Source organism: Kitasatospora sp. NPDC022856 (assembly GCF_055561235.1).
Genome location: NZ_JBVHHE010000012.1, coordinates 141980 through 166807 on the forward strand (window position 1 = coordinate 141980; position 24828 = coordinate 166807).

Genomic DNA, 24828 nt, shown 5'->3' on the forward strand with positions numbered 1-24828 from the left:
CCGGACCGCCGGGCTCAGGCCCGGAGCGAGGCCAGCGTGACGATGGTGATGTCGGACGGCGCGCCGACCCGGACCGGCGGGCCCCATGCCCCGGCCCCACGGGTCACGTACAGCTGGGTGTCGCCGTACCGTTCCAGGCCGGCGACGGTGGGGTTGGCCAGTTCGGCCAGGTAGTTGCCCGGCCAGAGCTGGCCGCCGTGGGTGTGGCCGGAGAGCTGGAGGTCGACGCCGTGCCGGACGGCGTCGTGGATGGTGACCGGCTGGTGCGAGAGCAGCACCGAGGTGCGGGCCCGGTCGCGGTCGCCGAGCGCCTTGTCGAAGTCCGGGCCGTCGCCCTCGGTGCGCCCGGCGATGTCGTTGACCCCGGCCAGGTCGAACCCGTCGAGCTCCACCCGGGCGTTCTGCAGCGGGTGGACGCCCAGCTCGCGGACGAAGTCCACCCACGGGGCCGCGCCGGAGAAGTACTCGTGGTTGCCGGTGACGAAGTACGCGCCGTCCCGCGCCCGCAGCTGCGCCAGCGGCTCCGCCGCACGCCCGAGTTCGGCGACCGAGCCGTCCACCAGGTCACCGACGATCGCGATCAGGTCGGGCTGCGAGCCGTTGATCGTGTCGACGATCCGCCGGGTGTGCTCACGCCCGAGGATCGGGCCCAAGTGGATGTCGCTCACCACGGCGATCCGGTAGCCGTGCGCCCGCGCGGGCAGCTTCGCCAGCGGCACGGTCACCTGCTTCAGACGCGGCCCCCGCAGCACCCCGTAGGTGCCGGTGCCGACCACGGCGGCCGCCGCGCCGGAGGCGCCGATCGCGAGCGTCCGGGCGACGAAGAGCCGGCGCCCGGGCGAGGGCGCGGTGGTCGGCACCGGCTCGGCGGCCGCCGGCCCGGCTCCGTCGCCGTCCACCGCCGCGGGGGCGGCCACCGGCTCCGGCGGGGTCACCGCCCGCGGACGCGGCAGCCGGAGCAGCAGCGGGCGGAGGGCCTCGCCGACCGCCACCGCCATCAGCAGGTAGAGCAGCACCGCCAGCCAGAGGTAGCCCGGCCAGGCCAGCCAGCGCTCGACGGACATCGGCAACCCCCGCCCGCCGACCAGCGCGCCCAGCGAGAGCAGCGGCAGCACGACGGCCAGCACGGTGCCCGCACGGCGCCACCGACCGCCGGGAGCGGAGACGTCGAGCACCAGGCGCCGCCAGAGGTACCAGTGCGCGAGGGCCAGCACGGCCAGGACGGCGAGGACGCCGATCACCACGAGGACGATCATCACGCCGCCAGTATGAACGCCCGCCCGGCCGGCGCCGACGACGGCCCCCGAGGCCGCCGGACCGGCTGGCGCTGTGTCAGATTTGAGCTTTCCACCACCCCGGTCCACCTGCTCTGACCTGGCGCTTTGTGTCCGCTGAGCGAACATTTCCAAAGGCCTTGTTCCGATACTCGTAGGTAGAAGTTAAGTTGCACCGCAATGCGCGGGTCCGTCCCCCACCCTCCGGCGTTCGAGCCGAGGGGCAGCCGCGCGGGAAAGGCACAGGGCACCCTCGATGAGTGCGGAAACCACCACCTCGGCCGGCTCGCCGCCGGCCGATGCCGCTCCGCAGCAGCAGAAGCAGCTCCAGCACGGTCAGGGCGCCGACGGGCACCTGAAGGCCGGGCTCAAGAACCGCCACCTGTCGATGATCGCGATCGGCGGCGTGATCGGCGCCGGCCTGTTCGTGGGCTCCGGCGCGGGCATCGCGGCCACCGGCCCCGGCATCCTGCTCTCCTACACCCTGGCCGGCGTGCTGGTCGTCCTGGTCATGCGGATGCTCGGTGAGATGGCGGCGGCCGACCCGCAGAGCGGATCGTTCTCGGCCTACGCCGACCGGGCGCTCGGCCGCTGGGCCGGCTTCTCGATCGGCTGGCTGTACTGGTTCTTCTGGGTCGTGGTGCTGGCCGTCGAGGCCACCGCCGGGGCGAAGATCCTCAACAACTGGGTGCCCGGCGTGCCGCAGTGGGCGTTCGCACTGATCGTGATGGCGGTGCTGACCGCCACCAACCTCTTCTCGGTGGCCTCCTACGGCGAGTTCGAGTTCTGGTTCGCCGGCATCAAGGTGGTGGCGATCGCCGCCTTCCTGGTGATCGGCACGCTCGCCGCGTTCGGGCTGCTGCCCGGCACCCACGCGGTCGGCACGGAGAACCTGACCGGCCACGGCGGCTTCCTCCCGCACGGTGTGGGCGCGGTCTTCACCGGCATGCTCACCGTGGTCTTCGCCTTCATGGGCAGCGAGATCGTCACCCTGGCCGCCGGCGAGTCGGAGGACCCGGAGAAGGCGGTCAGCAAGGCCACCAACAGTGTGATCTGGCGCATCGGCATCTTCTACCTGGGCTCGATCCTGCTGGTCGTGACCCTGCTCCCGTGGGACTCGGCGGCCGTCAAGGGCAGCCCCTACGTCGCCGTGCTGGAGCACGTCGGCATCCCGGGCGCCGGCCAGGTGATGGACGTGATCGTGCTGACCGCCGTGCTCTCCTGCCTCAACTCGGGGATGTACACCGCCTCCCGGATGGCCTTCTCGCTGGGCCAGCGCGGCGACGCCCCCAAGGCCTTCGCCTCGGTGACCAGCCGCGGCGTGCCGCGGATCGCGATCCTCGTCTCGGTGGTCTTCGGCTTCGTGGCGGTGTTCTTCAACTACACCTCCCCCGACACCGTCTTCTCCTTCCTGCTCAACTCCTCCGGCGCGGTGGCGCTCTTCGTCTGGCTCGTGATCTGCTTCTCCCAGTTGAGGATGCGCAAGATCATCGAGCGCGAGACGCCCGAGCGCCTGACCGTCCGGATGTGGCTGTACCCCTACCTCACCTGGACCGCGATCGGCATGATCGGCTTCGTGATGGCGTACATGTTCACCGACGCCGACGGGCGGAAGCAGATGTACCTGTCGCTGGTCGCCGCAGCCATCGTGCTGACGGCATCGGCCGTGGTGGGCCGCAGGCGACGGGCTGCGGCAGTGGCGCCGGCTGCCTGAGCCGCCGCGCCGCCCGCACGCCGGGCCCGGGAGCCGTTGCGGAGGCTCCCGGGCCCGGTGGCGTTTCCCGGCCCGGCGCCCGGGGCCGGGCCCGTCTCCGGCGCGTGGTGCCCTTTCCGGCCCGGTGCCCGGCGGGCCCGCCCCCGGTACCGGATCAGGACGGGACGGAGATGACCCGCCGACGCCCAGCCCCTACCCTTCCCCCTATGCGAGATCTTGCAGCGGGGTTGGGGTACCTGGCCAAGGGCCAGAAGTGGGTGGGCCGGCACGGCCGCTGGTGGGGCTTCGGGATGCTGCCCGCGCTGATCACCCTGGTCGGGTACGTGGTGGCGCTGGTGTTCCTCGGCGGCTGGTCGGAGGAGCTCGCCGAGTGGGCCACCCCGTTCGCCGACGGCTGGGGCTCGCCCTGGCAGGGCCTGCTGCGCACCGCCCTCGCCGCGATCGTCTTCGGCGGCGGGCTGCTGATCTCCGTCATCACCTTCACCGCCGTCACGCTGCTGGTCGGCCAGCCGTTCTACGAGTCGCTCTGCGAGAAGGTCGACGAGACCGAGGGCGGCGCGCCCACCCCGCCGGACGTGCCGCTCTGGCGCGAGCTGGCCGTCTCGGCACGGGACAGCCTCTACGTGCTGGTCCGGGTGGCCGGGTTCGGCGTCCTGCTGTTCGCCTGCGGGTTCATCCCGGTGGTCGGGCAGACGCTGGTGCCGGTGGCCGGGTTCCTGGTGTCCGGCTTCTTCCTCACCGTCGAGCTGACGGCGGTGGCCCTGCAGCGCCGCGGCGTGCCGCAGCGCGAGCGGATCCGGCTGCTGCGCTCCCGGCTCGGGCTGGCCTTCGGCTTCGGCGTGCCGCTGATCCTGGGCTTCCTCGTCCCGTTGGTGACCGTCCTCGCGATGCCCGGCGCGGTGGCCGGTGCCACCCTGCTGGCGCGCGACCTGGTGCCGGTGGAGGACGCCGAGGACGAGCAGGACCGGCAGGACCGGCAGGACCGGCAGGACCAGGCGGACGACGCGGGCGGGGCACCCGGGGTGCCCGGGTACGGGCCCGGGTACGGCGAGCAGCGACCGGTGCCGGGGAACCCGTACGCGACGGGCCCGGAGCCGGTCCGGCCGTACGGGGGGCCGAACCCGTACTCCTCCCGCTGAGGGCCGGGGGCGCGGAGCGGTGACCGTCCGGTCACCGCGCGTCGCACCGGGGCCGCCGCGCTGTGAAGCCGCCCACACGGCTCCGCACTGCTACTGCCCTCGATAGTTGTCGCCGGGCCGGGGTCCGCCCACGCAGCCGCGGAGCGGCGCCCCCCGGCCGTGCCGGCCCAGTGGCCGGCCCCGGAGCGGACCGCGAAGAACGCAGGCCACCGCGCCGATTCACCCCCTGCTCCGTCGGACCGGCGGTCGACCGGCCGTCGGTCGACGGGATCGGACCGCCCACCTCGAAGCGCCCGGCCGCGGCCGGGCGCTTCGCCGTTCGGGCCGCCCCACCCACTACCCGCCGTAGTAGCCGCTGCCTTTGCCGCCCCCGCCGGGCTCTGCGAAGAATGGCCAGTCGCCAGGCAGCGCGAACCGGTCCGTCCGCCGCGCGTCCCGCCCGCCCCGCCGTCACGGCCGGGGTGCCATGGCCGTCCCGGACGGCATCGCGGGCCCTGTCCGCCCGTGTCCTCGTGCCGGAGCCCCCGTGCTCCCCGGTACGGCCCCCGACGGAAAAGGATCGTCCGCTCCATGCAGCTCAGCCATGCCCGCCGCAACTCGCTGATCACCGGTATCACCACCCTCGTGGTGGCGGGTGCGGCCACCGCCGCCCTCGCCGTCCCCCAGAGCGGCGGCAGCGTCGCCGAGGCGGCCGCCCCGGTGGCCGGTGTCTCCGTGGACGGGCAGCCGGTGGCCGCCCAGGCCGACCCGGCCGCGGCCGACGCCGCTGCTGCGGCCGCTGCCCAGGCGCAGGCGCAGGCCCAGGCACAGGCCGAGGCGGACGCCGCCGCGCAGGCGCAGGCCGCCGCGCAGGCCCAGGCCGAGGCGAAGGCGCAGGCGGACGCCAAGGCCAAGGCCGACGCGGAGGCCGCCGCCTCCCGCTCGCAGGAGCGCGCCGCGCTCAACGCCAAGCCCACCTACTCCGGCAGCGCCCGTGAGATCGCCGCCCAGATCGTCCCGGCCGGCCAGCTGCAGTGCTTCAGCAACATCGTGTCCCACGAGAGCAGCTGGAACCACCTCGCCGTCAACGCCTCCTCCGGCGCCTACGGCCTGGTCCAGGCGCTCCCCGGCTCCAAGATGGCCTCGGCCGGCGCCGACTGGCGCACCAACCCCGCCACCCAGATCAAGTGGGGCCTGGACTACATGAACTCCCGGTACGGCAGCCCCTGCGGCGCCTGGTCCTTCTGGCAGAGCCACCACTGGTACTGAGCCGACCCGGCCGGTAGCAGCCCCGAGGACCCCGCGCGGCAGACCCGCGCGGGGTCCTCGGCCTTTCCGTACCGCGAGGTCCGGGACCGCCCCGCGACCGGCCCGTCCGCGCGGGCACCGGCGCCGTCGTCGGATCCGGCCGGCGGCGCCGCTCGACGTGGACACGCCCGGCATGACGGGTGAAGATATGGCGCACGCTCGTACGATTTGACGCGGATTGATCAGAATTACCGACCGTCAGGGCTTTGCCACCTTCCGGCCGCGCTCCTACGCTCCGGCCTCATGCCCTCTCCCCTGATCAGCGTCGTGCTCCCCGCCTACGACCAGCAGAAACAGCTGGCGGAATGCCTCGACTCGCTCCTTGCGCAGTCCTTCCGCGACTTCGAGGTCATCCTGGTCGCGGACCGTTCCCCCGAGACCCCGGCCGACCTCGCCGACGCGTACGCGGCGCGGCACCCGCAGGTCTCGGCGCTGCACCTCAACGCCGCCGTCGGCGTGGGCGTCAGCCGGGACGCGGGCGCCGCCCGGGCGACCGGCGAGTACCTGCTCTTCCTCGACGCCGACCACCTGCTCCCCCGGGACGGCCTGCGCTCGCTCGCCGACCGGCTGGAGCAGACCGGCCCGGTGGACGTGCTGCTGTTCGGGCACACCCGGCGGCACGGCGGGCGCGACTGGCCGGGCGGCGCGGAGGCGGTGCTGGCCGAGGCCGGGCCCGAGGTCACCGGGCCGGCCGCCCGTCCCGAGCTGCTCGGCGCGCCCGCGCTGATCTGGGACCGGCTGCTACGGCGCGACTTCTGGCAGGGCCGCGCGCTCGCCTTCCCGGACGGCCGCTACGAGGAGATCCCGGCCGTGCACCGGGCCATGCTGACCGCCGGACGGATCGCCGTGCTGCCGCGCGCCTGCGTCCAGCTGCGGCGGCGGGAGACCGTCCACCCGGCCGGCTCGCCCGGCAGCAGCCAGTTCGACATCTTCGACCAGTACGAGCGCAGCTTCGCCCTGCTGGACGAGGTGGCGGCCTGGCAGCCGGAGCTGGAGGCCGTCCGCGACGCCCTGTTCACCCGGATGGTCCGGCACTACCTGTTCGTGTTCGACCTGGCCGGGTGCGTGGCGCGGGCCGAGCGGCCCCAGTTCTTCCACCGCGCCGCCGAGCACCACCGCCGCTTCCAGCCGGCCGGGCACCGGCGGCCCGGCGGGCGCGAGGGCGTGAAGTTCTCGCTACTGGCCGGCGGCGCCTACCCGGCCTTCGAGATGGCCAAGCTCTCGCACATCGCCAAGGGCACCCTCACCGGCTCGGCCCGCCGCCGGGCCTCGGCCTGACCCGGACGGCATCCCGGCGGCAGGAGACCGGACGTCCGTCCGGCGGAGGCGGAGCCGGCGTGCGGCCGACACTCCGTCGGCCGCACGCCGGGGTGGCCCGTACCGGGTGCGCCGTCCGGCTGGGATGATCGGCGGCGGTACGCCGAGCCCACCCCCGGGAGGACCCACGTGAGCCGACCGTCCGCCGCCCCCGGCGCCGACCTCGCCCGGGAGCTCGCCGCGACCCTGCGCGGCGACGTCCGCTTCGGCGCCGCAGAGCGCACCGTCTACAGCCACGACGCGTCCAACTACCGCCACCTGCCGCTCGGCGTGGTCAAGCCGGCCGACCTCGACGACGTCCGGACGGCCGTCGCGCTCTGCCGGCAGTACGGCGTACCGGTGGTGCCGCGCGGGGCCGGCACCAGCATCGGCGGGCAGGCGATCGGCCCGGGCGCGGTCGTCCTGGACTTCCGGCGCCACCTGGGCGCGGTGCACGGCGTGGACCCGGAACGCCGCACCGCCCGGGTCGAGCCGGGCGCCGTGCTGGACCACCTCCAGCGGGCCGCCCGCCCGCACGGCCTGCGCTTCGGGCCGGACCCGTCCACGCACAGCCGGTGCACCCTCGGCGGCATGATCGGCAACGACTCCTGCGGCGCCCACTCCGTCGTGTGGGGGCGCACCTCCGACAACGTCGAGTCCCTCGACCTGCTGCTCGCCGACGGCACCGAACTCACCGTCGGCGGCCCGCTCGGGCCCGCCGAACGCACGGCGCTGCGCGCCCTGCCCGGGCGCGCGGGCCGACTCCACCGCGACCTCCAGGACTTCACCGACCGCAACCTCGCCGTGATCCGCCAGGGCATGCCGGACCTGCCGCGCCGCACCTCCGGCTACCCGCTGGACGCCCTGCTCCCCGAACGCGGCCACCACCTCGCCCGGGCCCTCACCGGCACCGAGGGCACCTGCGCGCTGCTGCTCGGCGCCACCGTCCGACTGGTCGAGGACCCGCCCGCCCGCGCCCTGGTGGTGGCCGGCTACCCGGACGAGACGGCCGCCGCCGACGCCGTCCCCGCCCTGCTGCCGCTGCGCCCGCTGACCGTCGAGGGCATGGCCGCCGACCTGATCGCCGCGCTGCTCGCCGCCGGACCGCGCCCACCCGCACTGGACCGGCTGCCCGAGGGCGCCTGCTGGCTCTTCCTGGAGACCGCCGGCGCGACCCCCGCCGAGGCCCTCGACGCGGCCCGGCGGCTCGCCGACGCCGTCCGCCGGGAGCGCTCCGCCACCACCTCCGTCGTCACCGACCCCGGCGAGCAGCGCCAGCTCTGGGGCGTGCGCGAGGCCGGCGCGGGGATCGTCACCCGGCTGCCCGACGGCGGCGAGGCCTGGCCCGGCTGGGAGGACTCGGCCGTCCCGCCGGAGCGGCTCGGCGACTACCTGCGCGACCTGCGGGCGCTGCTGCGCCGCCACCACCTGCGCGGCGTCCCGTACGGGCACTTCGGCGAGGGCTGCGTCCACCTGCGGATCGACTTCCCGCTCACCGCGCCGCACGGGCCGGCGGTGTTCCGGGAGTTCCTGGAGCAGGCCGCCGACCTCGCGGTCTCGTACGGCGGTTCGCTCTCCGGTGAGCACGGCGACGGGCAGGCCCGCGCCGAGCTGCTGCCCCGGATGTACCCGCCCGGGATCATCGCGCTCTTCGGCGAGTTCAAGCGGATCTGGGACGCCGACAACCTGCTCAACCCGGGTGCCCTGGTGGACCCGCGCCCGCTCGACGCCGACCTGCGGCTGGCCGGGCCGGTACGCGCGCTCCCGCTCGCCCTCCCGTACGCGCGGGACGACGGCAGCCTCGCCAAAGCCGTGCACCGCTGCGTCGGGGTGGCCAAGTGCGTGGACCCCGAGACCGGGGTGATGTGCCCGAGCTACATGGCCACCGGCGAGGAGCGCCACTCCACCCGAGGCCGTGCCCGGCTGCTCGCCGAGATGCTGCGCGGCGCGGAGGGCGCGATCCCGGACGGCTGGCGCTCACCGGAGGTCAGGGAGGCGCTGGACCTCTGCCTCGGCTGCAAGGGCTGCGCCGGCGACTGCCCGGTCCACGTCGACATGGCCACCTACCGGACCGAGTTCCTGTACCAGCACTACCGGCACCGCCCCAGGCCCCTGTCGCACTACTCGATGGGGTGGCTGCCGCTCTGGCTGCGGGCCGTCGCACTCGCCCCCGGCGCGGCCAACGTGATCGCCCGGTCCGCCGCCGCAGGCCCGCTGAAGCGGCTCGGCGGGGTGGACCGGCGCCGACCGGTCCCGGTGTTCCCGCCCGAGACCTTCACCCGCTGGTACCGCCGTCACCGCGCCACGCACCCGGCCCCGGCCGGCACACGCCCCGTCCTGCTCTGGCCGGACACCTTCTCCGACCACCTCCAGCCGAACGTGCTGCGCGCCGCCGTCGAGGTGCTCTCCCACCTGGGCTTCGACGTCCGGCTGCCGGACGGCCCCGTCTGCTGCGGGCTCACCTGGTACTCCAGCGGCCAGCTGGGCACCGCCCGGCGGGTGATGCGGCGCAGCCTGCGCGCGCTCGCCGCCACCGGGCTGCCCGCCGACACCCCGGTGGTCGGCATGGACCCGAGCTGCACCGCCACCCTGCGCGAGGACCTGCCCCGGCTGCTCGGCGCCGACGGCCGCCCGCTCGCCGAACGGACGCGCACCTTCGCCGAGTTCATCGACCAGTACGCGCCGGACGCCCCGCTCCCCCGGCTCCCGCTGGACGCCGTCACCCAGACACACTGCCACCAGCACGCCGTCCTCGGCACCGCCGCCGACCGCCGGGTGGAGGCCCGCACCGGTCTGCGCAACCGCGTCCTCGACTCCGGCTGCTGCGGGCTGGCCGGCAGCTTCGGCTTCGAGCGGGGCCACTTCGAGGTGTCCGTGACGATCGCCGAACGCGTGCTGCTGCCCGAACTGCGAGCGGCGGCCCCGGACACCGTCGTGCTGGCCGACGGCTTCAGCTGCCGCACGCAGATCGCCCACCTGGCCGAGGGCCGCCAGGCCCTCCACCTCGCCGAACTGCTGCAGCGGGGCCTCCGGGAGCAGCGCTGACCGCCCGGTGGGAGCGGCGCGCGACCCTAGACCGCCTGCGGCTCCTGCACCTCCGTCGACCGCGGCGGCTCCTCCGCGCAGACCGCCGAGACGAACTCCGCCAGCCGGGCCTGCGGCAAGCCGCGCGCGATGTCCGCCTCGCTGATCATCCCGACCACCTCGTGCTCCGGGTGGTTGATCACCGGGAGCCGGCGCACCTGGTACTGCTCCATCATCCGCAGCACCTGCTCGGCGTCCTCGTCCGCCTCCACCGTCATCGGCCGGCCCTGGGCGATCTCGCCCGCCGTCACCTGTTCGGGGTCGCGGCCCTCGGCGACGCACTTCAGCACGATGTCGCGGTCGGTCACGATGCCGAGCAGCTTCTGCCGCTCACCGCAGATGGGCAACGCCCCGACGTCGCGTTCCCGCATGATCCGGGCGGCGGAGGCGAGGGTCTCGTGCTCACCCACGCACGCCGCCCCCGGGTGCATGATGTCGCTGGCTCTGGTCATGATCGGCCTCCTGACGTGCCTGCCACTCCCGTCCCTCCATCGTGGTCCGGGCCCGGGGGCGCCGCCACCGGGCCCGGCGCGGGGTGGTCGGGGCCGTTCAGCCGGCCCACCGGCGACTGCTCCAGCACCTCCTCCAGCGGCGGCAGTTCGAGCTGCTCCACCTCCGGAAGCCGCGGCGGTTCGGCCGGTGGCGGCTCCGCGCCCGCCTGCTCGCCGCCGTCGCCCGCCGTCCTGCGGTTCACCTCCGCCGCGCTGTCCAGGAACCGCAGCAGCTCGACCGGGAACGGCAGCACCAGCGTCGAGTTCTTCTCCGCCGCCACCTCCACCACGGTCTGCAGCAGCCTCAGTTGGAGCGCCGCCGGAGTCGCGCTCATCACCGCCGCGGCCTCCGACAGCCGCGCCGAGGCCTGGTACTCGCCGTCCGCCGTGATGATCCTCGCCCGGCGCTCCCGCTCGGCCTCCGCCTGCCGGGACATCGAGCGCTTCATCGACTCCGGCAGGGCGACGTCCTTGATCTCGACCCGGTCGATCTCGATGCCCCAGCCCAGCGCCGGGCTGTCGATCATCAGCTCCAGTCCCTGGTTGATCGGCTCCCGGTTGGCCAGCAGGTCGTCCAGCTCGCTCTTGCCGATGATCGAGCGCAGCGAGGTCTGGGCGACCTGCGAGATGGCGAAGTTGTAGTCCTGCACGTTGACGGTCGCCTTCACCGGGTCCTCCACCCGGAAGTAGACGACCGCGTCCACCCGGACGGTCACGTTGTCGCGGGTGATGCCCTCCTGGGCGGGGATCGGCATCGTCACGATCTGGACGTTCACCTTGCGCAGCCGGTCCGCCACCGGCATCAGCCGCACCAGCCCGGGGCCCTGCACCTGCTCGCGCACCCGGCCGAAGCGGAACACCACGCCCCGCTGGAACTGCTGCACGACCCGGACGCTCAGCCCGGCCCACACGGCCACCAGTACGACGGCCGCCAGCACCGCATCGAATATCAGCATCGCGGTCTCCTCGCGCGCACCACCGCCCCGGCGGTCGCCGCCCCGGCCCGGCCGGGGGCCGCCGGAGCAGCCGATTCCACGCTACGCCTGCGGAGGCGCCGCCGGAACGGGCCGCCCGTCGGCCGCCGGCCGCCGGCCGCCGCGCCTAAGATCGTCCCCATGTCCCAGCCCGCAGTCGACGGCCCGGCCACCGACCCCGAGGACCCGGGCCACCCCGTCGCGGCCGCCGCCCGCACGGCCACGGTCCCCGCGCTGGACGCCGTCGTCACCGGCTGCCGCGCCTGTCCCCGCCTGGTCGAGTGGCGCGAGGCGACGGCCCGCACCAAGCGCCGCGCCTACCTGGACTGGGACTACTGGGGCCGCCCGATCCCCGGCTTCGGCCCGCCCGACGCGCCGCTGGTCCTGGTCGGCCTCGCCCCCGCCGCGCACGGCGGCAACCGCACCGGCCGGATCTTCACCGGCGACCCGTCCGGCGACCTGCTCTACGCCACGCTCCACGCGCTCGGGCTGGCGAACCGCGCCGAGTCCGTCCGGCACGGGGACGGCCTGCGCCTGCACGGCGTCCGGATCACCGACCCGGTGCGCTGCGCGCCGCCCGACAACAAGCCGACCACCGCCGAACGGGACACCTGCCGCCCGTGGATCACCCGCGAGCTGGAGCTGCTGCGGCCGACCGTGCGGACCGTCGTGGCGCTCGGCGGCTTCGCCTGGCAGGCGCTGCTACCGGCGGTCGCCGCCGCCGGCTGGCGGGTGCCCCGGCCCCGGCCGGTCTTCGGCCACGGCGCCCGGGTCGCCCTGCCGGCCGCCGACGGCGGACCGCCGCTGGAGCTGTACGGGTGCTACCACGTCAGCCCGCGCAACACGAACACCGGCCGGCTGAGCACCGTCATGCTGCGCGAGCTGCTCCGCGAGGCCGCCCGTTCGGCCGGTCTGGACCCCCTCCCGGAGCGCCCGGTCGCCGGTGGGGAGCCGTAGCCGTCCGGCGGCCCCTCAGCCCGCCAGTACCTCGGTCAGCAGCCCGCCGACCAGCCGGACGCCGTCCTCAGTGAGGATCGACTCGGCGTGGAACTGCAGCGAGGCGAAGTGCGGGCCGCGCAGCGCGTGCACCTCGCCGGTGTCCGCGTCGCGGCTCACCTCGACCAGGCCGACGCCCTCGCACTCGACCTTGGCCTCGACGCTGCGGGCCGCGAAGGTGTTGTAGAAGCCCACCCGCTCCCGGACGCCGAAGAGGTCGATCTCCCGCTGCACGCCCTGGTTCGGCGCCTCCCGGCGGACCAGCGGGAGGCCGAGCCGCAGGCCGAGCACCTGGTGGCTGAGGCAGACCGCGAAGAACGGCCGCCGCTCCCGGAGCAGCGTGTCGATCGTCGACCGCAGCCGCGCGATCTTGGGGTGGCCCGCGCCGCGCGGATCTCCCGGGCCGGGGCCCATCACGACGAGGTCGTACCCGTCCGGCGCGTACGGCTCGTCGAACCGGCGGACCGTCACCGCGAGGCCGAGCGAGCGGAGCTGGTGGTCGATCATCGCGGTGAAGGTGTCCTCCGCGTCCACCACGAGCACCCGGCGACCGGTCAGGGCGGGCCTCGGCCGGGAGCGCGCGGACGCCGGTGCCAGCCAGAAGTCGGCGATGCCGGCGTTGCGCCGCTCCAGCGCGGCCCGGACGTCCGGGTGCGCGCCGTAGACGGCCGGGGCCTTGGCCGGGGCCCTGGCCGGGGTCAGGGCCGGGGTCGGGGCCGCCGGGCCGTCCGCCTGGAGGGCCGCGAGCAGGCCCGCCGCCTTCGCCCGGGTCTCGGCCACCTCCTGCTCGGGGTCGGAGTGGCGCACCAGGGTGGCACCCACCCCGATCCGGACCCGGCCCGCGTCGTCGATGTCGGCCGTGCGGATCAGGATCGACGAGTCCAGCGCGGGTCCGCCGTGCTCGTCGCGCCCGATCAGCGCGACCACCCCGCTGTAGTAGCCGCGCCCCTGCGGCTCGTACCGGCGGATGACCCGGCAGGCGCTCTCCAGCGGGCTGCCGGTGACGGTCGGGGCGAACAGCGTCTCGCGCAGGATCTCCCGCGGATCGCGGTCGGTGCGCCCCTCGATGAAGTACTCGGTGTGCGCCAGCCGCGCCATCTCCTTGAGGTACGGGCCCACCACCCGGCCGCCCTCCGCGCAGATCCGGGCCATCATCTTGAGTTCCTCGTCCACCACCATGTACAGCTCGTCGGCCTCCTTGCGGTCGGCCAGGAAGTGCATCACCCCGGGCAGGGTCGGGCCGGACTGCGGGTACCGGTAGGTCCCGCTGATCGGGTTCATCACGGCCTTGCCGCCGGCGAGGCTGAGGTGCCGCTCCGGGGTGGCGCCGACGAACGTACGGGCGCCGGTGTGCACGATGAAGGTCCAGTAGGCGCCCGACTCGCCCCGCACCAGCCGCCGGAAGAACGACAGCGCGCTGTGCGTGGTGTAGCCGGTGATGTCGGCGAGGAACGAGCGCTTGATGACGAAGTTCGCGCCCTCGCCCCGGCCGATCTCGTCGCCGACGACCCTGCGCACCGTCCCGGCGTAGGTCTCGTCGTCCACGTCGAAGTGGCCGCCGGCCAGCGTGATCGGCACGTCCGGGAGCCGTCGCAGCACCTCGGCCAGCGGCAGCACGCCCTGGTCGGTGACGGTCATCGCGATCAGCGGCTCGCCGTCGTCGGCGCAGGCGTAGCCGCGCTCGGCGATCTGCCGGTAGGGGACGATCGCCAGCACCTCGTGACGGGCGTCCCCGGCGGCGGCCCCGGCGGGGACGGCCCCGGCGGGGACGGGGAGCTCGGCGAGCGTCCCCGGCGTCGACACCGCGCCGACCAGCACGTCCAGCGCGTCCGGCCCGGTCGACTCCGGGCGGTGGATGAGGGCGAAGGGCGGCGGCCGCAGCCCCAGGACGCGGTCCAGCAGGTCCACGGGGTAGGGCGCCGCCCCGGCCCCGGTCATGCGCCGGCCTCCCCCGGGCCACCGGCCGCGACGGCGGCCGGCCGGAGCGCGGCGAGGACGTCGTCGGTGGTGACGACCACGGCGCAGCGCCGCGCCGCGTAGTCCAGGGCCAGCCGGTGGTACTCCTCGGAGAAGTCCGCGACGGCGTCCGCCACCAGGAACGGCTGGATGTCGTTGGTGAACGCCTCGACCGCGGACATCAGCACCCCGACGTGCGCGTAGACGCCGCAGAGGACGAGCTGGTCGCGGCCCTGCTCGCGCATCCGGTCCAGCAGGCCGGAGCGGAAGAAGGCGCTGTACCGCCATTTGGTGAACACCCAGTCGGCCGGGGCCGGTTCGAGCGGCTCGACGACCTGCCGGTCGACCGGGTCGACCCGCATGCCCGGCCCCCAGAAGTCCTTCAACAGGCCGCGCTCCTCCTCGGTCATGCCACCGGGCTGGGCGGTGTAGGCGACCGGGACCCCCAGGGCGGCGCCGCGCTCGCGCAACCGGGCGGCGTTGCCGACCAGGTGGTCGCGGACGGCCGCGGGGAACGGCCGCAGGAAGTAGCGCTGCATGTCGTGCACGAGCAGCACCGCCCGGTCCGGGTCCACGGTCCACCGGGCGGTGTTGCCGGGCAGGTCGGCCGCGGTCGGCATCGGGTACGGCGCGATGGGGGGTATGCCCGCCATGGCCTTCCTCTCCTGGGTTCCTGGGTCTGGGTTCCTGGGTCGAATCGCTGGTGGGGCTGGTGGGACCGAGCGCTGTCGGGCGGGAGCGGACGGGCCGCCGGGTGGGTGGTGCGGGCGGCCGCGCCGGTGGGCCGGTCCGGCGCCGCGGCCGCCGGGGGCGGTGGCGTCCGCTGTGCCGGACCGGGGCACGGTGGCGCCGCGGGTACGCGGCGCCGGGGCGGCGGGTGGGCTCAGCCCTGGGCCGCGGCGGCGCCCACCGGGGTCGACCGGCCGGTCAGCCACCAGGCCGAGACCACGGAGAGGGCCTGGCCCGGGTTGAGCCGGGGGTCGCAGAAGCTCGTGTACTTGGCCCCGACCTCGTCGATCCGGGCTTCGCTCTGGACGCATTCGGTCACGTCGTCGGGAGTGGTCTCCAGGTGGAGCCCGCCCGCCGTGCCGCCGGCGTTGCGGACGGCGTGCTGGAACTCCCGCACCTCGCGGGAGATCTCCCGCACGAACCGGGTCTTGAGGCCGTCCGGCGTGCTGACGGTGTTGCCGTGCATCGGGTCGCTGAGCCAGATCACCGGGTGGCCCGCGGCCTTCACCGCCTCGACGAGGACGGGCAGCCGCCCGGCCACCGCCTCGGCCCCCATCCGGGCGATCAGGGTGAGCCGGCCCGGCTCGCGCCGGGGGTCGAGCCGCTCGCACAGGGCCAGCAGGTCGTCGACCGCCATGGTGGGACCGACCTTGCAGGCCACCGGGTTCATCACCTCGGCGAGCAGGGTGACGTGGGCGCCGTCGACCTGCCTGGTCCGCTCGCCGATCCACGGCCAGTGGGTGGAGGCGAGCAGCAGCCGTCCCTCGTCGTCCCGGCGCAGCATGGGGACTTCGTAGTCGAGCAGCAGTGCCTCGTGGCTCGTCCAGACGGGCGTCCCGAGGGAGAGGGGCCCGCCGCGGCTGCGCCAGCCCAGGTGTCCCATGACGTCGTAGGCGGTCTGGTAGCCCGTCAGCAGTCTCAACGGGTCGGGGCGCCGCAGCTCCGGGTCGGGCTCCGGACTGTTGACCATGTGCCCCCGGTAGACCGGCAGTTCGACGTTCCCGACCCGCTCGGTGGGGTGGGAGCGGGGCTTGGCGAACTGTCCGGCGATCCGGCCGGCGCGGATCACCGGCTTGCAGGTGTCCAGTTGGAGCGCGCCCGCGAGCAGGTCGAGCACGCCGACCTTGCGGGCCACGTAGCCGGGGGTGCACTCGGCCGGGTCCTCCGCGCAGTCGCCCGCCTGCACCACGTGGGCTTCGCCCGCGGCGACCCGGGCCAGCAGCGCGCGCAGGGTAGAGACGTCCTCCGCCTCGACCAGTGCGGGGCGGGTCGCCAGTTCCTTCCGCACCTGGCGGACCAGCGCGGTGTCCTCCCACGGTGGTTGCTGCAACGCGCTTTCCAGTCGGATATCGAGCAGAGTACTTTCCACCGATTTCTCCAAATCGCGAACGGGCGATGGGCGCGGTCGCCCCACGGCCGAGCAGGCGAGCGTCGTGCGCGGCTGTCAACGGAGCCGGAATTCGAATCCACACAGGCCCGGGGGGCGCGGTCGCCGCACCGTCGGCGGGACCGGGGAACTTCTCGTTCGTCCTGGGTGAACGTCGATGGAACACGAGGGCTGTGGGCGCAGAGGTCGGGCCGGACCGCCCCACCGCGACGGTGGGCGCCGAACCGTCGGCGGCCTCCGCCACCGTCCAAATCATGGAACAGAACGGAGTGCCGGCCAACGTTCGTCATCGCACTTCGTCAGGTGACCGGCACTTCGTCAGGTGACCACTACTCCGTCAGGTGCCGAATAGTCCATCAGGTCGCTGCGGGCACGTAGCACCGCCGGCGGCCGCACCGGTTCGACGGGGCTCCGAAGCCGGTTCGACGAACTGAATCGGCGTCAAATCATCGTGACAGCGGAGGGACAGGCCGACCTGGTGACGTCCGGACGGGGGCCTGCGAGACTTCGGGCCATGAACAGCGACCTCCTCTCCGGCAGAATCGTCCTCATCACCGGCGCGAGCAGCGGCATCGGCGCCGCGGCGGCCCACGTGTTCGCCCGGGAGGGCGCCACCGTGGTGCTCACCGCCCGCCGGGAAGAACGCCTGGCCGCACTGACCGCCGAACTACGCGAAAAGGGAGCCCGCGCCGCGTACGTGGTCGGCGACGTATCCGTCGCCCGAGATGCCGCGAGGGCGGTCGAGTTCGCCGTGGCCGAATACGGGCGGCTCGACTCGGCCTTCAACAATGCGGGAATCGGCGGCGACCGCACCCCGCTGCACCTGATGTCGGACGACGTCTACGACACCGTCATGGACACCAATGTGCGCGGCGTCTTCAACTGCCTGCGGTACGAGATAACGGCGATGCTGGAACAATCCGGCGGGGGCACCATCGTCAACAACAGCAGTGTGGGCGGCCTGGTGTCGATCCCCGCCGCCGCCCCCTACATCGCCTCGAAGCACGCGGTCATCGGCTTCACCAGGGCCGCCGCCGACGAGTACGCCAAGCAGGGCATCCGGGTGAACGCGGTCGCCCCCGGAACCACCCGAAGCGAGATCACGGCCGACTGGTTCGGCCGCAATCCCGGCCTGGAGGATCTGGCCAACTCGCTGACGCCGCAGGGGCGTACGGCGGCTCCGGAGGAGATCGCGGAGGCGGCGGCCTGGCTGCTGAGCGACCGCTGCCCGTTCCTGACCGGCACCGTCCTGCCGGTGGACGGCGGCTTCGTCAACCGGTGAGCCGCCCCCGGCCGCCCCGCGGTGGCACCGTCACCGCCGCAGACCGTTGAACTCGACCCGGAAGGCCGGCTCCCCGCCCTGCGTGCCCGTGACCCGGACGGCGCACCGGGCGGGGTGGCCGGCCGGTGTCTCCTCCGCCTCGATCCAGCACGGCCGGTCGAACTCCACGTACCGCCGGAAGCTGGTGGCGACCCGCAAGGGCAGGAAGGACGACCGGCCCCGGAGGGCCTGCGCGGCCTGGGCCGCGGCCTCCAGCAGGGCCAGCCCCGGGACGTGGTCCACGGGGTGGTCGAAGAGCAGGTGGTTGTCGATGTCGTTGCGCAGCAGCCAGCGGTGCGGCCGGTCGCCCGGCGCGAGGGCGACGTCGGAGGCGCGCGGCCGGGCCACGAGGTCGGCGGCTATCGGCTCCGGTAACGGCCAGGCGCCCCAGCCGACCCCGAGGCCGTTTCCCCGCACCCGCCGGTAGGCGGCGGGCGAGATCCAGCCGAACTCGGAGTCCGCCCGGGCCGCCACGACGCCGTCGCAGCGGATCAGGATGCCCATCCGCAGAGAACTGACGGACCGTCGGTTCCGCACGGCGCCCGCCACGGTGACCCGTACGTCCAGCCTCGTGCTCCGGCCGCGTGGCACGCGGAAGTCCGGGTCGATCGTGTAGTCCAGGGTGCTCAACACGGTCTGATGGGTCAGCGGGACGCCGTACTCGGCGTGCGCGACGACCAGGCCGCTCTGCCGGATGGTCTGGGCGAGTATCCGCGGGTCGTACGGCAGGCCCACCTGCACGGCCGGCCACCGGACGCCGACCCCGAACTCGTCGGCCCCCAGCCGCTCCCAGCCGGTGACCAGGACGGACGTGCCCCGCCGCAGATGCGCGTAGGCGCCTACGAGAGCGGGCGAAGGAGTGGATGAACGTGGTGCGAGCGTGACGTCTTGCAAGGCCCCCCCTTGGTCTGACGGGTCGGCACAGCTCAGTGGACTGTGCTATTCAAGTACCGGCTCTCCGGTCGGTTTCGAACCATGAGCAAGTCTAGTTCAAGCAATGGTAAAGAGAATGCAGTGGAGGCATAAAGTGTCAAGGCAGGAGCGCGCGATCCATACCCGCCGGCTGATCCTGGAGGCCGCGGCCGAGATGTTCAACGAGCTCGGGTACGACGCCACCACCATCGGCGGCCTCATCGAGCGCATCCAACTCACCCGCGGTGGCCTCTACTTCCACTTCACCACCAAGGAGCAGCTCGCCCGCGGCGTGCTGGCCGAGGCGGTGACCATGGAGGGGCTGGCCCCGCAGGCCTTCAAGCTGCAGGAGTGGGTGGACCTCGCCCTGCTGCTCGCCCACCGGCTGCCCCGGGAGCCGATGCTGAGCGCCGCGATCCGGCTGTCCGTGGACGTCAAGTCGCGCGGCCTGTTCGGCACCCGCTGGCCCGACTGGATCGAGGTGGGGCAGGGACTGCTGACCGAGGCGAAGGAGCGCGGCGAACTGCTCGCGCACGTCGACCCGGCCGAGACCGCCCGGCTGTTCGTGGGGGCGTGGACCGGGGTCCAGCTGATCACCGAGACCCTGCCGGAGCGGACCCTCTCCCAGGAGATCTCGAACCTGTTCGCACTCGTCCTCCCCAATGTCGCCAGCGCCGGCGTGCTGGCCAGGCTGGACTCCTCCCCCTACCGCGCGAAGCGCCTCCTGGAGGAGGCCGGCCAGGCCGGGGCGCCGTCCCCCGTCGACTGACCGGCCGTCCGGACCACCGCCCGACCACCCTCGCCCCGGCGACCGTGCCGGCCGGCCGGCACGGAATTCGCACCTGCGATTCCCGTGTCCACGCGGCACGACGGGGCAGCCACCGTCCGCGCCGGCCTGTATAAATGAGAACAGGACAGCAGTCCTCTTTTGGGAGTCCGACGCGGACGACGCCGATGCGGGGCGGCGGTCCGTCCGGTCGGCTGGGGTGGCGGACCACGGGGGGATCAACCATGCGACACCTGCACCGATCCGTCGGCGCGACGGACGGCGAACCGGCCGCCGACACGGCGCTCGACCCCGAGCTCAGCGCCCAGTTGTTCGGCTCGCTGCGGCGCAGCGGCCAGCGGCTCAAGGCCGAGCAGTACGTCCGCGGCCTGCTCGCGCTGGAGGGGCGCAAGACCCTGCGCGGCATCGCGGCGCAGTTCGACGGCGCCGCGGCGCAGCAGAGCGTCCACCACTTCATCAGCGCGTCGCCCTGGGACTGGATGCCGGTACGGCACGCCCTGGCCCGCGAGGTGCAGCGGGCCCTGGCACCGCAGGCCTGGGTGATCAGACCGATCCTGATACCCAAGGCCGGCTCCCATTCGGTCGGCATCGACCAGCAACTGCTGCCGCTCGGACGGATCGTCAACGGCCAGCACGCGGTGGGGGCCTGGCTGGCCTCCGGACACTGCGCCGTCCCCGTCGACTGGCAGCTGCGGCTCTCCGACCGCTGGCTGACCGATCCGCTGCGGCAACGGGCGAGCGTTCCCGCCGACGCCGCGGTCGCCACCATCGAGGACTGCGTCCGGGCCGCGGTGGCCGACATCCGGGAGATCGGCGGGGTGCTGCGCGGGCCGGTCGTGGTGGACGTCGGGGAGGTGGACGCCGTGGCGGTCGCCCGCCACCTGGCGGCCCTGGGCGTCGCGTTCGTGGTGCGGGTCGGCCCGCAGGCCCAGCTCTGGCTCGACCGGACCGAACTGCCCAGCTACAGCGGCCGGGAGCACACCGTGGGCGAGCTCGCCGAGTCGCTCCCTCGGCTGCGCCGGCAGGTGAATCCGGGCGACGGCCCGACGACCGCGGTGGCGATCCCGGTGGTGACCTCGCCGGCCCGCGGGGAGCGGATGCTGCTGCTCGGCGAGTGGCGGCCGGCCGGGCGGCCGCGCCGGCGGCTCTGGCTCACCAACGCCGACGCGCCCTCCGTCCTCACCGCGCTGCGGCTCACCCGCCTGCCGGGCGTCGTGCTGCGGGACTTCACCGCGATCTCCGAGCGGGTGGGGGTACGGGACTTCGGCGGGCGGTCGTTCCCGGGCTGGCACCGGCACATCACGCTGGCGTCGGTCGCCCACCTGATCGCCACGCTGGAGAACCGGCGGCCGCTGCTGCCCGGCGGCCGGGCCGGACGCTGACCCACCGGCTCAGGCTTCACAGGACTACTGTCCGGTAATGTGACACTCTCACTCCTCGTGCCATGGCATCGCCTCCGATCGCTCCTTACTGTCTGGAGCAGTGCACGAGCACGTTCACGCCGCCACGGGAGACCGAACAGGAGTGTGCACACGTGGAGTTCACCTCTTTCGGACTTCCCTGGCGGCGCTCCGGCAGGGGCCCGGCGCAGGCCGTCTCGGCAGGACAGGACGGTCGTCCGCTCAGCCGTTGTGCCTCCCGCCCCTGATCGAACGCGGACCGATCGGCTCCCGCACTGAGGACAGGGACGCCGCACCGCCAAGAAGCCGCTCCCCCAGTCGCGGCAGGGCCCGGCGACGGCCGGTCCCGCTTCCGACCCTCACCCCGACCCGCGCCGCCCTGACCCGCGCCGACCCGACCCACCCCGACCCGCGCCGCCCCGCGCCGCCCCGCGCCGCCCCGACCGACGCTCCCGATCCACCCGGCCACCGCGAGGCCGACCCCGCCGCCGCCGTCCGGCGCCTCCCCCCGAACACCACGACCACGGAGACGACTTGACCTCTCAGACGTTGGCACAGCGACGGCGCGCCCAGGCTCCGGTCGGCGACAACGACCGGTCGAAGCCCTCCGCCCGCCCCCTGCGCCCCACCGGATTCCCCTCTTCCGTCCCGGCCCCCATCCCCGCCCCCATCCCGCCTGCGGCCGCCTCTCCGTGCCCGGCGCCGGCCGGTCCGCAGGGCTCCGCCTTCCCGGCCCGGCTCGCGCCCGAAGGGCCGTCCGTGGCCGCCGAGCCGTCCGGACCGGGCCCGGCCCGCCACCCCCGCACACCGTTCCCGCCCGGCGCCCACGACGTCCTGCTCACCGAGCTCTGCTCGATCCTGTTCACCTCGCTCTCCCGCAGCGACCAGTGCCGCAAGGGCATGCAGTACCTGCGCGGACTGCTGGAGACCGAGGGGCGCAAGTCGATCCGCAACATCGCGGCGCTGCTCGGCAAGCCGGCCTCGGAGCAGAACCTGCACCACTTCATCTGCAGTTCGACCTGGGACTGGATCCCCATCCGCCGGGCGCTGGCCCACCACCTGGCCGGCGCGGCGGCCCCCCAGGCGTGGGTGGTGCAGCCGATGATCATCCCCAAGACGGGGCAGCACTCGGTCGGTGTCGAACGGCACTTCTTCCCGACCCTCGGGCAGGTGCTGAACGCCCAGCACGCCATCGGCGTCTGGGCGGCCTCGGAGGAGCTGAGCACCCCGGTCAACTGGCGCCTGCACCTGCCCGAGGCCTGGCTCAAGGACGATCTGCGGCGCAGTCAGGTGTCGATCCCGGACGAGGCCGGGGTGGAGACCCTCGGCGAGTGCGTGACCGAGGCCTGCCTGGAGACCACGACGGGCTGGGGGCTGCCGGTCCGGCCCGTGGTGCTCGACATCGGTGAGTCACAGGCCATGACGATCTTCGGGAAGCTGCACGCCCACGGGGTGCCGCTGCTCGCCCGGGTCGGCGGCGACCTCCGGCTCTCCGTACTGGACCAGGCCCTGCCCGCCTCGGGGAGCAGGCCGCAGCCGGCCCTGCGCATCATGAGCCTGGCCAAGGACCTGCGCCGGCTCGTCCCCGGCCGGGAGCACGGCCGGGAGCACGGTCCGCACACGGCCCCCCGGGCGGTACCGGCCGCCACCGTCCGGGTCGGCCTGCCCGCGCCGCCCGCACCGGGCACACCGACCGCACCGACCGCACCGGGCACTCCGGGCACTCCGGGCACTCCAGGCGCTCCGAGTGGTGAACTCCTGCTGCTGGGCATCGGTGAGGAGGGCGGGCACTGGCCCGCGGAGCTCTGGCTGACCAATCTGACCGCCGTGCCACCGGCCACCCTGGTCCGGCTCAGCCGACTCACCGGAAAGGTCGACCGGGACTTCACGGAGATCGCGGACCGGGTGGGCATCCGCGACTTCACCGGGCGCTCCTTCAGCGGCTGGCACCGGCACGTCACGCTGGCCTCGGCCGCCCACGCGGTCGTCGCCCTCGCCGACCGGCGCGAGCGGCCCGCCTGAGCGAGCCACCACCGGCCGGGGGCGGCCGGGCTGGGGAGCGGCGGGGGCGGCGCCGGCCCCGCCGTCAGCAGCAGGACAGCGCGTCGCAGGGCTGCGCCGCCCGCCGCCCGCCGCCCTCGCCCCACTCCGCGCCGGCCGCCCGCTCGCCGCCCTCCGGCGGCTCCGCACTGCCCTCCGGAACGATCCCGGCCCGCGCCTCCGCCGTCGCGAGCTGCGGCAGCATCAACCGCCAGAACGGCGTGACCGCCTGACGCGAGTGCCACTGGGGGTCGCGCCGCCCGAGCACCTCCAGCCCGGCGACGACAGCGGTGATCGCGGCCACGGCGTCGTCGAGCACGATGTCGGCGGCCAGGCTGCCCTGGGCCCTGGCGACGGTCAGCATCAGCTGGACCCAGTCCTGCCACTGCTGCCACAGGTCGGCACCGCCCGGCCAGGTGGCGTCGCTGCCGAGGCAGAACCCGGCCCGCAGCACCGCGTCGGTGGAGAGCCGCCGGGCCAGCAGGTGCGAGGTGTCGACGAGCAGCTGGAGCGGTACGGGGTGCCGCAGTGGAACGTTCCCGGTGATGTGCAGCAGGGTTTCCGCGGCGGCCGATTCGACCGCCTCGCCGAGCGCCCGCTTGTTCCCGAAGTGGAAATGCAGCGCACCGTGGCTGAGACCGGCCCGGACACAGATCTGGGTTATGGAGGATTCCGCGAATCCCGATCGGGCGAAGGTCTCCGCGGCAGAACGGATCAGTTCCTGCCGGGTGCGGACGGCACGATTCTGCTTGGCCATGGGAGCGCTCCGGAAATGGGGTGAGCGACGGGTGAAACGCACGGAAGCATGCCGCGGGGCGACAAGGGAGGCGTCGATTCCGGTAGCCGTCACGCGGCCCGGCCGGATCGTGCCCGACAGCACTCGCGCCGGGGTGGATCGCGCCCGGTCCGGATCGGCCTGGATCGGCACCCGGAGATTATCGCCGGGGCCGCCGCCCCCGGCCTGATCGGCATGCGCGCATTCACGCGCACCGGGTCGGATCCTATCACCCCCGCAACCCTCCATGTACAGAACGTAATGACCCGGAGCGCTATCGCGGCTCGAATTGCTCGCCCTTTCGTTCGACCGCTCCGGCGGCCGCCCGGCATTCGCATGCCGCTGGAATATTCCGGCCCCCGGGCCACCCCGACCGGCCCCCGGCCGCATGCGAAACCGCCCGGAGGGCCGGCCCGACGAATGCGGGCCGGCCCTCCGGGCGACCGGGTGTACGGGTTGCGCCGCGGGCGGTGTGCGCGCTCCTGCGGTCAGCGTTCCAGCGGGCGGATCTCGAAGAGCTTGTAGGTGACGTCCACACCCGCCAGCTGCCGGTCGGCGCTGCCCAGCATCGTCAGCGAGCTCCCCGCCTCGGCGGCGAGCTGGGCGATCCGGGTGGCGTCACCGAAGCTGTTGAAGGTGACCAGGGCCCGGCCGCCGGGCAGCACCCGGTCGTGCACCTGGGCGAGGTAGCGGCCGAGGGCGCTGTAGCCGCGGTCGAAGATCGCCCACTCGACGTCCTGCTTGAACTCGAAGTCCTTCGGCGCCTCGAAGACGCTGCAGTTCCAGAAGACGGTGTCGAAGCGCTCCTCGGGGCCGAGCGCGTCGAACACGTCGCTGCGCAGCACCCGGACCCGGTCGGCGACGGCGTGCCGTGCGGCGTTGCGGGCGGCACTGTCGACCGCGGTGTCGGTGATGTCGGTGGCGGTCACCCGCGCACAGCCGTGCAGGGCCGCCCAGACCGCGGTGACGCCGGCCCCGCAGCCGATCTCCAGGAAGCTGCCACCGGCCGGGTAGGGGATCGCGCCGGTGTACCACTCGGTGCCGGTGCCCGGCCGCGGCTCGTAGGTGCCGGGGATCAAGTCCCACTCCAGGCCGAGGAGTTCGAAGGTGGTCGGCTCGGTCTCGACCGGGCCCAGCTGCTCGACGAGACGGCGCCCGAGGTCGTAGCGCTCCTCGAACTTCGCGGATGTCTGTTCCATGGTTCTCTGCTCCAGGGGTCGATGTCCGATGGGCGGTGGGTCGTTCGCGCGGCGGGCCGTCCGGCAC

The 24828-nt window shown here is 74.2% G+C and carries 19 protein-coding genes; 10 read left to right on the forward strand and 9 right to left on the reverse strand.

Annotation, left to right across the window (positions count from 1 at the left end; genetic code table 11):
- Positions 1 to 14 precede the first annotated feature (14 nt).
- On the reverse strand, positions 15 to 1256 hold the full coding sequence (locus ACZ34W_RS17315) for a metallophosphoesterase (protein ID WP_465605170.1): 1242 nt from the start codon (positions 1254 to 1256) through the stop codon (positions 15 to 17).
- Positions 1257 to 1530: 274 nt separating this feature from the next.
- On the opposite strand from ACZ34W_RS17315, the gene ACZ34W_RS17320 reads away from it, so the two are divergent.
- From ACZ34W_RS17320 to ACZ34W_RS17340, 5 genes are all read left to right on the forward strand, one after another.
- The gene (locus ACZ34W_RS17320; protein WP_380393866.1) at positions 1531 to 2988 is read left to right on the forward strand and encodes an amino acid permease; all 1458 of its coding nucleotides are present in this window, start codon (positions 1531 to 1533) and stop codon (positions 2986 to 2988) included.
- Between the two features lie 206 nt (positions 2989 to 3194).
- The gene (locus ACZ34W_RS17325; RefSeq protein WP_465604964.1) at positions 3195 to 4127 is read left to right on the forward strand and encodes an EI24 domain-containing protein; all 933 of its coding nucleotides are present in this window, start codon (positions 3195 to 3197) and stop codon (positions 4125 to 4127) included.
- Positions 4128 to 4697: 570 nt separating this feature from the next.
- Positions 4698 to 5375 (forward strand): aggregation-promoting factor C-terminal-like domain-containing protein, encoded by a 678-nt coding sequence (locus tag ACZ34W_RS17330; protein WP_329486476.1) that lies wholly within the window; start codon positions 4698 to 4700, stop codon positions 5373 to 5375.
- Between the two features lie 282 nt (positions 5376 to 5657).
- On the forward strand, positions 5658 to 6692 hold the full coding sequence (locus ACZ34W_RS17335; protein WP_465604968.1) for a glycosyltransferase family 2 protein: 1035 nt from the start codon (positions 5658 to 5660) through the stop codon (positions 6690 to 6692).
- 168 nt (positions 6693 to 6860) lie between these two features.
- Positions 6861 to 9755, forward strand: a complete 2895-nt coding sequence (locus ACZ34W_RS17340) for an FAD-binding and (Fe-S)-binding domain-containing protein (protein ID WP_465604971.1) — start codon at positions 6861 to 6863, stop codon at positions 9753 to 9755.
- A gap of 26 nt (positions 9756 to 9781) precedes the next feature.
- On the opposite strand, the gene ACZ34W_RS17345 is transcribed toward ACZ34W_RS17340, so the two are convergent.
- Together ACZ34W_RS17345 and ACZ34W_RS17350 are read right to left on the reverse strand one after the other, a co-directional pair.
- Positions 9782 to 10246 carry a CBS domain-containing protein gene (locus tag ACZ34W_RS17345; protein WP_465604974.1) on the reverse strand — a complete coding sequence of 155 codons (465 nt, stop codon included), beginning with the start codon at positions 10244 to 10246 and terminating at the stop codon, positions 9782 to 9784.
- Complete coding sequence (locus tag ACZ34W_RS17350; RefSeq protein WP_329486481.1) at positions 10243 to 11241, reverse strand: slipin family protein; 999 nt, start codon at positions 11239 to 11241, stop codon at positions 10243 to 10245. Before ACZ34W_RS17350 ends, ACZ34W_RS17345 begins: the two co-directional genes overlap by 4 nt.
- Positions 11242 to 11400: 159 nt before the next feature.
- Here ACZ34W_RS17350 and ACZ34W_RS17355 point away from each other — a divergent pair, with 159 nt between their 5' ends.
- A complete protein-coding gene (locus tag ACZ34W_RS17355) occupies positions 11401 to 12216 on the forward strand; it encodes a uracil-DNA glycosylase (protein ID WP_465604978.1) in 816 nt (271 codons plus the stop codon).
- A 15-nt stretch (positions 12217 to 12231) separates the two neighbouring features.
- Here the strand turns inward: ACZ34W_RS17355 and ACZ34W_RS17360 are convergent, their stop codons facing one another.
- The 3 genes from ACZ34W_RS17360 to ACZ34W_RS17370 form a co-directional block, all read right to left on the reverse strand.
- Positions 12232 to 14193, reverse strand: coding sequence for an anthranilate synthase family protein (locus tag ACZ34W_RS17360; protein WP_465604981.1), 1962 nt, complete (start codon positions 14191 to 14193; stop codon positions 12232 to 12234).
- Positions 14190 to 14864, reverse strand: a complete 675-nt coding sequence (locus ACZ34W_RS17365; RefSeq protein ID WP_465604984.1) for an isochorismatase family protein — start codon at positions 14862 to 14864, stop codon at positions 14190 to 14192. The genes ACZ34W_RS17360 and ACZ34W_RS17365 overlap by 4 nt, the downstream gene beginning before the upstream one ends.
- Positions 14865 to 15094: 230 nt before the next feature.
- Complete coding sequence (locus tag ACZ34W_RS17370) at positions 15095 to 16309, reverse strand: 3-deoxy-7-phosphoheptulonate synthase (protein ID WP_465604987.1); 1215 nt, start codon at positions 16307 to 16309, stop codon at positions 15095 to 15097.
- Positions 16310 to 16841: 532 nt separating this feature from the next.
- Between ACZ34W_RS17370 and ACZ34W_RS17375 the strand changes: the two genes are divergently transcribed.
- Positions 16842 to 17609, forward strand: a complete 768-nt coding sequence (locus ACZ34W_RS17375) for an SDR family NAD(P)-dependent oxidoreductase (RefSeq protein ID WP_329486488.1) — start codon at positions 16842 to 16844, stop codon at positions 17607 to 17609.
- Between the two features lie 30 nt (positions 17610 to 17639).
- Here ACZ34W_RS17375 and ACZ34W_RS17380 read toward each other — a convergent pair whose 3' ends face one another.
- A complete protein-coding gene (locus ACZ34W_RS17380; protein WP_465604991.1) occupies positions 17640 to 18542 on the reverse strand; it encodes a ScbA/BarX family gamma-butyrolactone biosynthesis protein in 903 nt (300 codons plus the stop codon).
- Positions 18543 to 18675: 133 nt separating this feature from the next.
- Between ACZ34W_RS17380 and ACZ34W_RS17385 the strand changes: the two genes are divergently transcribed.
- From ACZ34W_RS17385 to ACZ34W_RS17395, 3 genes are all read left to right on the forward strand, one after another.
- The gene (locus ACZ34W_RS17385) at positions 18676 to 19329 is read left to right on the forward strand and encodes a ScbR family autoregulator-binding transcription factor (protein WP_465604994.1); all 654 of its coding nucleotides are present in this window, start codon (positions 18676 to 18678) and stop codon (positions 19327 to 19329) included.
- 242 nt (positions 19330 to 19571) lie between these two features.
- Complete coding sequence (locus ACZ34W_RS17390; protein ID WP_465604997.1) at positions 19572 to 20729, forward strand: IS701 family transposase; 1158 nt, start codon at positions 19572 to 19574, stop codon at positions 20727 to 20729.
- A 777-nt stretch (positions 20730 to 21506) separates the two neighbouring features.
- Positions 21507 to 22769 carry an IS701 family transposase gene (locus ACZ34W_RS17395; protein ID WP_465605001.1) on the forward strand — a complete coding sequence of 421 codons (1263 nt, stop codon included), beginning with the start codon at positions 21507 to 21509 and terminating at the stop codon, positions 22767 to 22769.
- Between the two features lie 64 nt (positions 22770 to 22833).
- Here ACZ34W_RS17395 and ACZ34W_RS17400 read toward each other — a convergent pair whose 3' ends face one another.
- Positions 22834 to 23544, reverse strand: a complete 711-nt coding sequence (locus ACZ34W_RS17400) for a ScbR family autoregulator-binding transcription factor (protein WP_465605004.1) — start codon at positions 23542 to 23544, stop codon at positions 22834 to 22836.
- A gap of 506 nt (positions 23545 to 24050) precedes the next feature.
- A complete protein-coding gene (locus ACZ34W_RS17405; protein ID WP_329486495.1) occupies positions 24051 to 24761 on the reverse strand; it encodes a methyltransferase domain-containing protein in 711 nt (236 codons plus the stop codon).
- Positions 24762 to 24828: the final 67 nt, after the last annotated feature.

Coding starts and splice junctions, on each gene's coding strand:
- ACZ34W_RS17400 (WP_465605004.1), bottom strand. CDS start 23,544: ATGGCCAAGCAGAATCGTGCCGTCCGCACCCGGCAGGAACTGATCCGT.
- ACZ34W_RS17330 (WP_329486476.1), top strand. CDS start 4,698: ATGCAGCTCAGCCATGCCCGCCGCAACTCGCTGATCACCGGTATCACC.
- ACZ34W_RS17315 (WP_465605170.1), bottom strand. CDS start 1,256: ATGATCGTCCTCGTGGTGATCGGCGTCCTCGCCGTCCTGGCCGTGCTG.
- ACZ34W_RS17405 (WP_329486495.1), bottom strand. CDS start 24,761: ATGGAACAGACATCCGCGAAGTTCGAGGAGCGCTACGACCTCGGGCGC.
- ACZ34W_RS17345 (WP_465604974.1), bottom strand. CDS start 10,246: ATGACCAGAGCCAGCGACATCATGCACCCGGGGGCGGCGTGCGTGGGT.
- ACZ34W_RS17375 (WP_329486488.1), top strand. CDS start 16,842: ATGAACAGCGACCTCCTCTCCGGCAGAATCGTCCTCATCACCGGCGCG.
- ACZ34W_RS17365 (WP_465604984.1), bottom strand. CDS start 14,864: ATGGCGGGCATACCCCCCATCGCGCCGTACCCGATGCCGACCGCGGCC.
- ACZ34W_RS17355 (WP_465604978.1), top strand. CDS start 11,401: ATGTCCCAGCCCGCAGTCGACGGCCCGGCCACCGACCCCGAGGACCCG.
- ACZ34W_RS17320 (WP_380393866.1), top strand. CDS start 1,531: ATGAGTGCGGAAACCACCACCTCGGCCGGCTCGCCGCCGGCCGATGCC.
- ACZ34W_RS17350 (WP_329486481.1), bottom strand. CDS start 11,241: ATGCTGATATTCGATGCGGTGCTGGCGGCCGTCGTACTGGTGGCCGTG.
- ACZ34W_RS17335 (WP_465604968.1), top strand. CDS start 5,658: ATGCCCTCTCCCCTGATCAGCGTCGTGCTCCCCGCCTACGACCAGCAG.
- ACZ34W_RS17390 (WP_465604997.1), top strand. CDS start 19,572: ATGCGACACCTGCACCGATCCGTCGGCGCGACGGACGGCGAACCGGCC.
- ACZ34W_RS17360 (WP_465604981.1), bottom strand. CDS start 14,193: ATGACCGGGGCCGGGGCGGCGCCCTACCCCGTGGACCTGCTGGACCGC.
- ACZ34W_RS17325 (WP_465604964.1), top strand. CDS start 3,195: ATGCGAGATCTTGCAGCGGGGTTGGGGTACCTGGCCAAGGGCCAGAAG.